We start from the raw sequence: 12284 nt of genomic DNA, 5'->3' as shown, positions 1-12284 counted from the left end.
ATTACATACTTAATTTATTTTTTAATGTCCAATATTTTTCTCCATTAGCTTCAAAAGAGAATTCTACCCATCCATTTGGATCTTCACGATACATAAAGATGGTTGCTCCAGGAGTTACTGTACCAACTTTATTTTCCTCGACAGCTACATCTGGTCTACTTTTAATTTTCAAATTAAATGGATAAGGTACCTGGTAGTAAGTAGCTGATGATACAACATTTGAGCTTGAACCGTCTGCATACATTTTATACGGAATTTCATTTGATAACGCTTCGACATCTAATGTTTCAGGATTCTTTGATAATTTTTTTGCATATGTATAGTCTTCTACACGAAACGGTTTAATACGTTCCATAATGCCTGCAATTTTCTTAGCCCAGCCTTTATCTGATGCATATTTCACATTCATGCCAGTTAATGTTGGCCCGTTATAATGCATACCACTTTCTTCTAAATATCTTTCTCGTACATAATTAGCATTATAAGCAATGCTATCGCCGTAGCTTGGTAAATATTTCGCATATTTAAACGGATCTCCATCATATGCACGTAGACCGAATAAATTATGTTTTTGATATGCGATTTCTGATTTTCCGTATCCAGATTCTAAAATCGCATCGCTAAATAATGAGCACTCACGCCATATTGATTTTGCGCATTGATAAAATCTTGTCCATGTCCAACTAAGGGACTATCTGAATGATATTTTGCAATAAAACTATCAATCTCTTGAGCTGTAATTTTCGAAGCCACTGTTAAATTTAAATCTTCATATGAGGTAGCAGTAATAACCTCTTTTTCATCGTTTAAATTTTGTTGTAACTGAAAAGATTGATAGTTATCAAATAAGCTTTTTAATTGCCAAATTTTCATACCTTTTTACTCCTTCAGAATTTAATTATTAAGTATCTATGATTGGTTAAATTAATTTAGTTTTAAACTACCATCCAATAACCATGGCATCTATTCCAGGCAACACTGTAGCAATACTAAACGCTTCTATACTTGCGACCATTCGATTAATTTCTTGAATTTGCTCTCTTATTTCTTGTTCGATGACATCTGTGGAAGCAACTTGTGATTGAAAATCTCTTGGAAACACATCATTTTGATGAATTAATTCCTCACTTGAACTCCCCCCACTTTCACTTCGTTTAGAAGTGAGGGATTCCTAAGTAAAGAGTTCTATCGAACTCTAATTGATTAGGCTAACCCCGCAGTCCTTACGGTTAGAAGCCTTATCGCTTCATTCTTTAGATTGATACTTGCGTTAATATCCCTATCATGATGTGTTTGACATGAAGGGCAAACCCATTTACGTAGGTTTAGATTTTTAACGTCTTTATTTTGATATCCACAACAAGAACATAATTGGCTGGAAGCATATGTTTTCGATACGACAATAACTTGTTTGCCATACCATTTTGCTTTGTATTCTAACATGGATCGAAATTGCGACCAAGATACCTCACTAATTGCTTTTGCTAACGTATGATTCTTTAACATATTCGATACTTGCAAATCCTCTATACCGATAACATCGTGATTTTTGATGATTTCAGTTGAAATTTTATCCAAGTAATCTTTTCTAGTATTTGATATGTATTCATGAATTCTAGCTACCTTTACTCGTTGTTTATTCCAGCTAAAAGATTCTTTCATTTGGTATTATATTTAGTGCTAAACCAATAGATCCTAATTTTTCAATTATTTTTTTTGCTTTACCATATGGAGCTCCTTTTACTAATGTAAAAGGAAGGTTTTTCAATCCTTTTAATAGTTCCCCTGTTGAAATATCAAGTGCGAGTACACTTTTTATCTTTACTAAATCTTTTAATCCTCCATTAGGAATTTCTATTAACACTATATTACACGTATCTGGGATTTCTTCTTTTATTTTCTGTATTTTTTGATTCAAACAACCCGTATTTACCCATTCAATAAAATCTAATGTAACTACAGTGGCATGATTTGGATTCATATCACCAGAATCAACAGCTCTTACTTCTCGTACATCTGCACCTTGCGACATAAAAAAAACATTGCCACTACCATCATCACCAATAGCAACATAACCATTTGCATATTCTGTTACTTCCCAAGTCTCATTTCTTTCTATAATATCATCAGTACCATAAATTATTAATCCTCCACCTATAGAAAAACCATTTGTATACTTCAATAAATCTTTATGTACATTTGGTAATTCAACTTTCATTACATCTTCTATTTCTTGAATTTCAATATCATTTGCTGGCTTATTTTTTATTAAACCAGAAACATTAGATAAATTTATCATTTTTTCACAAAACCTCCCAAACTATCAAAATATTTATAAGCATCTACCAATACTTTTCTTGCAGTTTTCTGATCAACTCCTGCCTCAATCATTTCTCTATAGCTTACATTAAATTCATAATTTATATCAGTATCATATCCTTCAAGCCTTCTTCGCTTTCTTTGCATAGCAGAAATTTTCGCATGAGGTAAACCAGAACTTGATGGTAAAAGTATTGCTTGAGCTTTCTTTTCGTTATAATCAAATCCACCCTTAATAGCCCATCTTTTAGCCCATTCATTTTGTATAGGATGATGTGATTGTATTCGATTATCAGCAGCTATATTTTTATGCCCTGGAGCACAATCACCACTTACTTTGCAACCTCAAAATATATATTCAATATTGATTAGTATGCCTTTTTATACATAACCATAAGAAAAAGCTTATGCAAATACATAAGCTTCTTCTATTTTATTTATTACTCTCTTAGGTATTAATTAACATCATTAATCTGATGTGATTTTATTAAATTTCTTTACGAAAGTTCTTCTGAATCCCATACTTCAATAAATTCAAAACCTTTTAATTCACTTTGTTCAATAAGAGCCTTCAACTCGTCTGAAATAAAGACAACCGTCGGATGAATTTTTCCATTTATGTAAACTTTAAAAATCATTTCATTTTGAACTATATTAAAATCAAATGCCAACTTTTCACAACCTACTATAAGGCCTGTAATCAGTTTTTTAAAGATTGATTTATCACCATCAATTGCATCTAGTACATTCAACACGTGGACCAAGTAATATACCTCACTAGTTGAATTGCGTAAGAGTGGTAAAAATTCAACATTATCACCTATTAAAGGTTCAAGTACTTGCTTGGCTTTTTCACTAATCATTGGAGCACCAGTTCCTCCCCAAAATTTAGGGAAATCACTATGAATATCTCCTTCAATACACTCTATATATATATTTCCCCATGAATTTGCTAAATGAGTTACTGAATTTATTTTTCCATCAATATATTTTTTGTGATCTTCTTCAAAATTTAATAACTGGAAAGACTCATAGTTATTAAACTTACTTTTTAATTCCCAAATCTTCATACTTTCCCTCCTACAGGATCTGTTACTTACTCAATTTTTATTACTTTGGTTGATTTAGTTTTATACTGCCATCTAATAATCCTTCTCTGATTGTTTGGAGCGCTGCAACAGCATCAGCTTGAGTACCACCAAACTCTTTAATCTCTGTCAGCGTATTATATACTAATTCTATATACTCAGGTCCATGATTACCTATATGCATTGCCTCCGTAGTTACATATTTACTATCTATTGCTCGATATCCAGGTAAAAATACTCCGTTAGCAGCAGAGTTAGGATCTATTTCAAACTCTTTCATTAATTTTTGTATTTCCACAGCCCTACCATCGTTCCACGGTACAATATGATGTGCGGCATTATGGTATGGAGGCGGATCAATTCCAGCATCTTTTAGTTCTTCACGTAACACTTGAGATGCCGTATAAGAATTAGGATATTCCTTTTCTACAGTTACCCTATCAAGTACTTTATCTGCATATTCCTGAATTACATCTTGTACATCCTTAACTCTACCTTTTCTACCAGTCATAGAAAACATAAATGTTTCACGAGCTTTTTGTAAGACTTCAAAACTTTTTATTTGATTGCTTCCAAATCCACTTGCACCTGCAAATGCCAACCGATCCGTCAGTGGCAATTTATTTGCGAAAGAAGACACTCCTGTAGAGAATTTTGCACCTTTTGCTAATGTAGTGACTTTACTTATCCCCTTATCACCAATAAGTCCAAGTCCAATTTGTGTAAAAGCATAACTTCCCCACTTAGCACGACTTTCAGCTTCCCCATTTATTACATCATTAATAAACGAATCTGATAATGCGTTCCACATAGCAGGTAAGGTTTCATTTAAATGCGTAACAGCGTACCCCATGTCTCCCATGTTTCCCATTTACCAAGTGCCACAACACCATCTATTGTATCTTCAACTGCTTGACCCGTACCTTCTAAAATACCATCTATAATTTTTTCAGAAGTAGATTTTTCAGGAGGTTTCTTGCACACCGCTCCCTCTTCTATTGATCCTTCCTTTAAAAGATTATCAACTTGACGTTTTCTTTCATCAGCAATTTCTTGGATTGAAATGGTCCAATCCATATTTAATCCTTGTGTACTAAACGTACCACTTACAGGACTAAAGCCTTTTCCACTTTGGACTTCAGCAAGGCCGGCAGTAATACTAGCCACTAGTTGAAGAGCTGTGTTGTAGTTATTACTGGACGTATAGTTAAATTCATATAGATGCTCTAATTTTTCTTGCAGTTTTTTTCTCATCTCCACTAAAATAATAACTATGACATCTATTCCAGGCAACACTGTAGCAATACTAATCGATTCTATACTTGAGATCATTCGATTAATTTCTTGAATTTGCTCTCTTATTTCTTGTTCAATGACATCTGTGGAAGCAACTTGTGATTGAAAATCGCTTGGAAATGCATCATTTTGACGGATTAATTCTTCACATAAATAAATGATACCTTGTGCTAAAGGACGAAAAGTTTGGACAAAAAATATTTTTGCACTACTATATGTTTGCCCTTGTAAAACTGTATCAGTTGCAAAGGTATCAATTGATTGGATTGCTTGCTCCATAGCTTGGATAGTAGCGACACATACAGCATTCATACTTTGGGTCTGATTTTGTACTTCCCCTAAATACATATTTAAACTCATGCTTTGTACTCCCTTTTTAATCGCTGTTGCCGATAAGTAAGGTCGGTTTCTAAATCAATAAGATTGCGTCTTTCTTTAAGTAATCTTTCTTTTTGATTTTCCAATTCCAATGTTAATTTCCGCTCAATATGTTGCGACTCTTGAAGCTTATTCATAAAAAAATGAGAAACGTCTTTATCACCATGCCATGTTTCTAAAATCCTATTAAATAAACGATTATTTCGATTTCTCAATTCGTGAAAGTCCATTTCTGCTTGTCTCTGGATTTGAATCTCCTTTTGATTTCGATCCTGTTTTTCAAATACTATCCGTAATTCATGATCAAATTCATTTATTTGCTTTTCTACATCTTGACTCATCTTATTCTCCCTACCCTTCTCCCTTTACCGTAGGTTGCCACATTAGCGAAATGTCTTTTGTAGTTCGTTATCCATTCTTTCAAAATCCTTAGCTACTAAATGAATATTATCAATTGCTTGTTGAAAGGCCCTACAAAATTGTCTAGTCAAATCTAGCATTTGTTGATTCGCTCCTTGCGCTTGAGCATTAACAGATAGTGTAGTACGGCTCGCCTTTTTTATAGAACGACTTGTCGCACCTTGAATTGTATCCGATGCATTTTTCATTTGTGTAGCAATTTGTGTAGCCGTTTGAAAATTACTTTGAAAGTTTCCCATCATTTAAACCCCTTCTAGTTCCAAAATCATCAAGAAAATTATACCATGTAAGAATATTTCAATGTATCAAATATTTCTAGTAAGGAATTGATAGCTCTTAAAGATAAGAATGAAGATTTTCATACCGAATTTCAATTAAGGATCGCTTCAACAGATGTAGTTGAACTAGAACTATTAGAACAAATTGAAGAGATTGACCGGATAAGGACAAATGCTGAAGTAACGAAGTAAGTTATGCAACTAGCAGGTATGGGTGCAATGGGGAACAAATATTTTTATGGAGTTTGGTTTAAGGTAGATTTTCAGTAAAGGAGCAGACAAAATCTACTGCAATGTTTCTGTAATAACCCCTTATTAGCTTTCCTGAAGAAGTCTCTTAGTTGTTGATTTGCCAACCTTTCTTGTTTACTATCAATTCAAAAAAGAATTTTTTTTGTTTAAGAGCTACTTTAAAATCTTAAGTTGATGGATGTGTGAACGTACCGCTACTAAAATTCTTGCTTTTAAATCATTATTACTGTATTATATTTACGTATCAATATAAGGATTATATTATATAAAAAGGAATCAAATCTATAAGTAAGATTTAAATCCTTTTCGAAATCAAAAAGACTTTGTCAAAATCTAATATAATTTATGCTTGTCTTTTTAATATGTATCTAGTAAAAACATATTTTTTATCCATAGAATTCTGTTTTCAATGATAGGAATTAGTGTTCTAAACAAGAAACCGTACAAAGTGATCTGAAAAACCTGAGAGATATTGTATGTAGTTTGCTCATCTCCAGGTACTACAATAAAAGAGTCTTACCTTTCTAGGCAAGACTCTACTAGTTTAGTTGTATACTATTTACATGATAACTAAGAAACAGAAAACATATAACACCAAATAACAGCACCCTATTACTCCTCCTACAGCTAATACCTGTTTAACCCAACTCTTAAATTTTTGATTACTGTAAATCGCTTGCACTCTTTCCATATTTCCTCCTATTAAGCAGAACCCTTAAAGACTCTCACCTCGCTATAGTACCATTAAAAAATGAATAATAGAGATCTAATGTATAAATATGCAATATTGCATACGAAAATGTATTGTTATAATTGTAAGCGCTTACTATAATAAGGTTATAAAGATTTATTACATCTTAATACGAAAAAGAGGAGAGAATAATATGGAAATCGCAATGGCAGTTTTAAAATTTATAGGTGGAGCAATCCCATTAATTCAAGAACTACTAAAAGCATTTATGTAAATTCACTATTTAGCAATTATTTATAAAAATTATTATACAAATGATCTGTATATCAAAAATGAATTGGTTTACAGATCATTTGCGTGATCAAGGTCCCTTTAACATGACTAAGGGGCCTTTTTAAAATTTTTAAATAATTAAGGTTACGTCACATCACCATCAAGTTAGCAAAATAAAACGAAACTTTAACTTGATGGTGATGGGGTAACAGTTGTGATTTAGAGATAAGATCAGATTATACAAAGTTTTGCACGTCAGCGATACTGAAAATAAACTTCGCCTTTAGTAGCAAGAATCCCCAATAAAGATAGTCAACTTGCCTATTTAGGAATAAGAGTGTCAATTTAAATGATGCATTCTGAAACACTACTCTTCTTCTAAAATAGCGTAATAATATTCATCCCACCATTCATTCCCATGTGGTATACACTTCCTGAAATAGCCTTCTCTTCTCATTCAAATCTTCTCCATTACTCGATATGATGGGGTATTTTGTGGTTGACATGTCGCTATAATCCTATGTAATTTCATTTCCTTAAAGCCATATTCCAATGTAGCTTGTGCTGCTTCAGAAGCATATCCTTTATTGAAATATTTAGGATTGAACACCCAACCAATCTCATATGTATGCTCACCAAAATATTTATGAAAAACTATATGACCAATCAGAATATCTTTATCAATTAATACTACAGGAAAGTTCTTAGCGTTTTCACCAATGTCTTCATTCACAAAGTTTCTTGTATTTTCTTCAGTAAAAACCCCTTCAGGTATGTATTTCATAACATTGATATCTGATGTATACTCATGAACAGCTTGCCAATCTTTGAACTCAAATTTCCGTATTAATAACCTTTCTGTTTTTATAAACATTTACTTTTCCCCCTCAAAAAATTACAACTATATTTGAAATCCACATTTAACCCTTAAAACAAAAAAACTTGTAGGAATCTCTACAAGTTCTTTTTAGTTTAAGGCGAATATAAGGACCAAACAAACTATCTTACAGATTGACCGTAGAAACTTCAAGGGTAATGCTTTGACAAATATATTATATAACAAATATTAACATCTACAGAATTTATTTTTGAAAATTATGTGAATTAAGAAATAAAATAGTTTTTTCTTAGATATTATTGTTAATGACTGACGGTATCATTATATTTCATTCTGCAACTTATTTAGAAGAGCTATGTACATTTCGAAGAAGTTCTTCAATAAGTTTTGTTTTTCCATTTACCTTTGTGGCATATGTGAAATCACCATAACAATATGGATACCTAAAATTATTTTTATTTCCACCACAAGTATACATTGCTGGATTTTGATCAACTTTCATCTTAGAAAATTTTTTGGCCGAATCCTCCGAGTGTTGTTTAACTTCTTGACTAGCAATAAAATCAATATACCCTGGCCCCATATTATAGCTTTGAATAATTGTATCCATGCTAACATCTTTTTCCGTTCCATACTTGTACATTTTAACAAAGTGCTTTACCCCTTGTTTAATGCTCAAGCTTGTCTCTTGAATTTCATTTGGCTTTAATCCAAGTGATTCGGATGACTGCATTGGGTCGTTTCCCTCACCTCTACTCTCTTGGTACATAATTCCTAATAAAACTGCTGTTTTCTCTCCTAAATTATATTTTTCTAATTCTTTTTTCAAGGTAGATTCATATTGCAATACACGTTTTTCGGTGGCTAGCGCTTTATTTTTTTGAATATTGGTTTTATGATTAAAATATAGCATTCCAAGTATTATTCCTAAGCCTAAAATACTAATAAGGAACACTTTTATAATTTGTTTTTTACTTGTATCCTTCATATATTCCTCCTCGTATAAAAAATTTAATTTTTCAAAGGTAATTGGTTATTTACAAACTATGTAATGAACATCTATCTCCCGCCCTTTTTAGTCTCAAACATCAATACTTTAAGGTTTTAAGTTTAATATAAAAATTTAAAGATAAGGTAAAGATAAGATAAAGATAAAATAAAGGGTATTTTTTAGCGTACTTTAAAAGATATTGCTACAAAGGGATATATGGGACAACTTGTTGATATGAATGGACTTAGTGATAATTGAAAGGTTATTGTACAAGTTATTAATTATGGAGACATCATTCCAGAAGATTTAATCCATCTTTTCAATATGCTTTATATAAAAACTACAACATAACATATAATAAAAAACGGCGAACCCTCCACCTAGGAGAATCCACCATCACAAATAACTGATTATTTCACACCAAGTTTTTTTGCTTTCTTAGGGATCCCGTCTTCCAGCACTTCCTCCCAAGCTGTTACACCTTGAATATGATGTGATTGCATTTGAAATAGGGCTTTGGGAAGCAGCAGCTGTTCAGCAAAATTTTGATAACTCAACCGCTACAGAAGCGATGAAACAATCCTTATACTCTGTATGGAAAACTGAGGAACTTGAACAATTATTTACCTATATGAAAGAACAAAAAGAAAAAGGAAAGCCACTCACATTAGCTGGTTTTGATATGAATTTGTTTTATAAATCTTCATTCCGCTCTTATGCAAAAGAATGGTTGCAAAAAGTAAATCCTGAAGTAAAGAGTGAATTTGATACAGCAGTGTCAGAGTTGATTGAACTGGATAGGTATTACAATAAAAATAAAACATATCCCTATGATCGGTTTAAAATGGAGATACAACCCGTAATTAGCAAGTTTGAAAAGGTTAGAATGTTTATTCAGAATCATAAATCTGAATTGATTCAAGTTACACCACATCCTACGTATGATGTGAAAGTCAGAGGTGGCATCTCCTCACCTAACCTGACAGACTATTCTTTTTATATCCGAGATCAAAAAATGGCACAAAACTTCGCATGGCTAACTGAAATGCAGTATGGAAACAAACTGGCCCCCTTTAACAAGTAATAATTTGTTCTGCACCCATGTTGATAATTCTTCTGGTAATCGGAATGTAACGGAACCATGTTGCTCTTTTATAATGACATAGGGATTGCGGAATTCTTCTTGAATGCCGATTCCAATCACTTGATACAATTTCCTGCACTGACTCGGAAACAATATATTTGGAATGTCTAATGATTCAATTTCATGAAAAGAATGACGGAATCTCACATCCATTGCAAATACCATCACACCAACTCCCAGCTATACGTAAAACACAATTAGTATACCGATGAGATCTATGTTACGTGCAGAAATCCCCGTTTTCTCCCCAGACTTATCTACAAGAATAAAAAAGGAAACACAAGATATGTTCCCTTTTCACTATTTGTTTTCTACACTTTTAATTCCAATATTTCTAGATGCTGAATAGATCCGCCCCCTGGCAGGTAGACATCTTCCTCCTTCAGCAGGGATACGGAACTTTCCGTTTCTACTAGTGATGGAAGATTGCGCACGCCAAATAATAATACTTTTCCCCTATTGCCCAAATGACGTGGGGTATGCATGGAAATCGTAAGGTTGTTTATGCATGTAATTGTTCCTGTTCTTAAACATTTTCGGGTATCTATTTTTATTATGTTTTGCTTTTGTAGTATTTCTTATTTTTATTGTTTGATTGTTATGACTGGCACTTGCTCGTTTTCGGAAATTTCACTGTAACCATAATAAAGCAGAAAAAACAATAAAATAATTGTCCAAATAAATATAAACATTTTATAACTATACTTCATATGAAAAACCTCATTTTCCCTATATAAGTGAATGTACATACACCTTATAAATCCTATTACATAAATTATTGGATATTGCAGTAGTAGAGAATCATTAAGTATTAGAAATTGTTATTCATAAACACATCCAAGAAATCTTCAAAAAATATCATCTAGGCATTTTAACATTTCATAAAAATGCACAGATAATATTTTTACGTTTAGCTAAGTAATGCTTATTATGTAATAAATCCTTATCTCTATTTCACCTTAATGTTTATATGTACAAGAGTCAGTGTAGCAACTAGGCTGTACTTTAAATATGTACTCAATTGTGTGTGGGAAAGGAAACACATTTTATTTAAAGTTGTTACTTTGAACCCTTTAATTAGTTGGTAGTCTTCTTCATTCAGACAGAAAGGAAATTTAAAGTGTGCACGTATTTTCAACTCAGACTCTTTACTACACACACTCCTATACACATAAAACATCTATACCTTTCGTAACATTAAGGAAACAAAAGGAAATGATATAGAAATAATTATAACATTTCGCAACAAACTTGTAACAAAAATGTAACACAATGCATTTAATCGTACAATACTTTTTTAGCTAATTATCAACAAAGCATTGTTAATATCGTTCAAATTTAATAATGTTCCCATAAAGTAATACATATTGTTTGTGAAGTGTTTTTTCAAAATATAACGAAACCTACCATGACGGAGGAATGGTAATTCAATTTAAGAATAAATGGATTGATACCTTTCTAGCTTTTGTATCCCAATCATAGTATAGAGAGGATTATGGTTATCCAATAAATATATGTGAACATATACAAGCTAAGCCTTCTAAATAATTACTGTAACTAAAAAAAACAAGTAATTATACTTGTTTTTTTAGTTTACTTTCCAATATCGCAACAGTTTTATGTGCTCTCTTTTCCTGTCTACATTATTGGATGCATATCTTACTAAAGATAGCTTCTTTTTTTATGATTCTATTGAAGTAATTAATTGCTGACGTTCTTTATCTCTATAAATTTTCATTTCATGTTTAAACTCGTAATTTCCTACTTCAAATCTAGCCCATTCCTTACTTGTCCAATATACTACATCTACATTTTCTCTTAAGATTGCAAAACACACATCCACTAATTCATCTTCGTAAAATGGAGCTTCTTTTGCTAATTCAAAAGCAAGCACTTTTTGATCCTTAGTTTTAATTTGAAGTTCCCTAGAGGTTTGCCCTAAATACTGCCATGGCGATGGTATTGATTGAACTTGGGCATCTCCCCTATCTTGAAACTGTGATGGAGAATAATTTGTTGAAGCAAATGTAGGTTTACTTACTCCTATTGCTGTTCCTAAAACAACAGAACCAATAATAAGTTTTTTAATCATTTTTTCAGCCCCTTTAATAATTTTGGATATGCTTCATTTTTATACCACTTTCACAGTCATGTAAATGAAGATAATTTGACAGAATTCTGCGTTTTCCTCGAAAAATGTATATTAATTACACACCTTAAATTTACTAAAAGCAAAATTGTTGGTTAAGGTAAATTTTTTTGTCGTAAGTATACACTTTTTGTATAAAAATTAGTTTTTTAAATATTTGCATACTT

At 32.0% G+C, this 12284-nt stretch carries 10 protein-coding genes and 7 pseudogenes; 4 read left to right on the top strand and 13 right to left on the bottom strand.

The annotated features are described in order from the left end of the window. Window position 1 precedes the first annotated feature (1 nt). From BHV55_RS12395 to BHV55_RS12355, 9 genes and pseudogenes are all read right to left on the bottom strand, one after another. Window positions 2–822 (bottom strand): annotated as a pseudogene (locus BHV55_RS12395) (glucosaminidase domain-containing protein); the annotation flags it as partial. Between the two features lie 127 nt (window positions 823–949). Continuing rightward, window positions 950–1126 (bottom strand): annotated as a pseudogene (locus tag BHV55_RS12390) (cytoplasmic protein); the annotation flags it as partial. A 77-nt stretch (window positions 1127–1203) separates the two neighbouring features. Further along, window positions 1204–1665, bottom strand: a pseudogene (locus tag BHV55_RS12385) (RNA-guided endonuclease TnpB family protein); the annotation flags it as partial. After that, entirely contained in the window at window positions 1646–2299 is a 654-nt protein-coding gene (locus tag BHV55_RS12380) for an SMI1/KNR4 family protein (RefSeq protein ID WP_070758120.1), read from the bottom strand. The pseudogene BHV55_RS12385 and the gene BHV55_RS12380, both read right to left, overlap by 20 nt. Then, window positions 2296–2556: a hypothetical protein gene (locus tag BHV55_RS12375; RefSeq protein WP_231130309.1), complete on the bottom strand. Its 261-nt coding sequence runs from the start codon at window positions 2554–2556 to the stop codon at window positions 2296–2298. Before BHV55_RS12375 ends, BHV55_RS12380 begins: the two co-directional genes overlap by 4 nt. Window positions 2557–2816: 260 nt before the next feature. After that, complete coding sequence (locus tag BHV55_RS12370; protein WP_070758118.1) at window positions 2817–3389, bottom strand: imm11 family protein; 573 nt, start codon at window positions 3387–3389, stop codon at window positions 2817–2819. Window positions 3390–3429: 40 nt separating this feature from the next. After that, window positions 3430–5063 (bottom strand): annotated as a pseudogene (locus BHV55_RS12365) (AHH domain-containing protein). Beyond that, the gene (locus BHV55_RS12360) at window positions 5060–5422 is read right to left on the bottom strand and encodes a DUF3958 family protein (RefSeq protein WP_070758115.1); all 363 of its coding nucleotides are present in this window, start codon (window positions 5420–5422) and stop codon (window positions 5060–5062) included. The pseudogene BHV55_RS12365 and the gene BHV55_RS12360 overlap by 4 nt, the downstream one beginning before the upstream one ends. A 42-nt stretch (window positions 5423–5464) precedes the next feature. Next, window positions 5465–5743 carry a TIGR04197 family type VII secretion effector gene (locus BHV55_RS12355; protein WP_070758113.1) on the bottom strand — a complete coding sequence of 93 codons (279 nt, stop codon included), beginning with the start codon at window positions 5741–5743 and terminating at the stop codon, window positions 5465–5467. A gap of 1067 nt (window positions 5744–6810) precedes the next feature. Here BHV55_RS12355 and BHV55_RS12350 point away from each other — a divergent pair. After that, window positions 6811–6996, top strand: a complete 186-nt coding sequence (locus tag BHV55_RS12350) for a hypothetical protein (RefSeq protein WP_001987408.1) — start codon at window positions 6811–6813, stop codon at window positions 6994–6996. Between the two features lie 366 nt (window positions 6997–7362). Here BHV55_RS12350 and BHV55_RS12345 read toward each other — a convergent pair. Both BHV55_RS12345 and BHV55_RS12340 read right to left on the bottom strand, forming a co-directional pair. Beyond that, window positions 7363–7869 (bottom strand): annotated as a pseudogene (locus BHV55_RS12345) (GNAT family N-acetyltransferase). Between the two features lie 304 nt (window positions 7870–8173). Continuing rightward, entirely contained in the window at window positions 8174–8821 is a 648-nt protein-coding gene (locus BHV55_RS12340) for a lysozyme family protein (RefSeq protein WP_048568142.1), read from the bottom strand. 213 nt (window positions 8822–9034) lie between these two features. Here BHV55_RS12340 and BHV55_RS27450 point away from each other — a divergent pair. Both BHV55_RS27450 and BHV55_RS12335 read left to right on the top strand, forming a co-directional pair. Further along, window positions 9035–9157 (top strand): annotated as a pseudogene (locus tag BHV55_RS27450) (vancomycin resistance histidine kinase VanS); the annotation flags it as partial. A 160-nt stretch (window positions 9158–9317) separates the two neighbouring features. Beyond that, on the top strand, window positions 9318–9908 hold the full coding sequence (locus tag BHV55_RS12335) for an erythromycin esterase family protein (RefSeq protein ID WP_048568143.1): 591 nt from the start codon (window positions 9318–9320) through the stop codon (window positions 9906–9908). Here BHV55_RS12335 and BHV55_RS12330 read toward each other — a convergent pair. After that, window positions 9861–10133 (bottom strand): hypothetical protein, encoded by a 273-nt coding sequence (locus tag BHV55_RS12330; RefSeq protein ID WP_002164541.1) that lies wholly within the window; start codon window positions 10131–10133, stop codon window positions 9861–9863. The genes BHV55_RS12335 and BHV55_RS12330 overlap by 48 nt on opposite strands. Before the next feature lie 1230 nt (window positions 10134–11363). On the opposite strand from BHV55_RS12330, the pseudogene BHV55_RS27890 reads away from it, so the two are divergent. Further along, a pseudogene (locus BHV55_RS27890) lies at window positions 11364–11450 on the top strand (DUF2278 domain-containing protein); the annotation flags it as partial. Window positions 11451–11649: 199 nt separating this feature from the next. Here BHV55_RS27890 and BHV55_RS12320 read toward each other — a convergent pair. Next, entirely contained in the window at window positions 11650–12060 is a 411-nt protein-coding gene (locus BHV55_RS12320; RefSeq protein WP_070758111.1) for a hypothetical protein, read from the bottom strand. Between the last annotated feature and the right edge of the window lie 224 nt (window positions 12061–12284).

The organism is Bacillus sp. RZ2MS9 (assembly GCF_001816185.2).
GTDB lineage: Bacteria > Bacillota > Bacilli > Bacillales > Bacillaceae_G > Bacillus_A > Bacillus_A cereus.
Note: the sequence above shows the minus strand (reverse complement) of the source record. Positions and strands in the feature narration are given on the sequence as shown.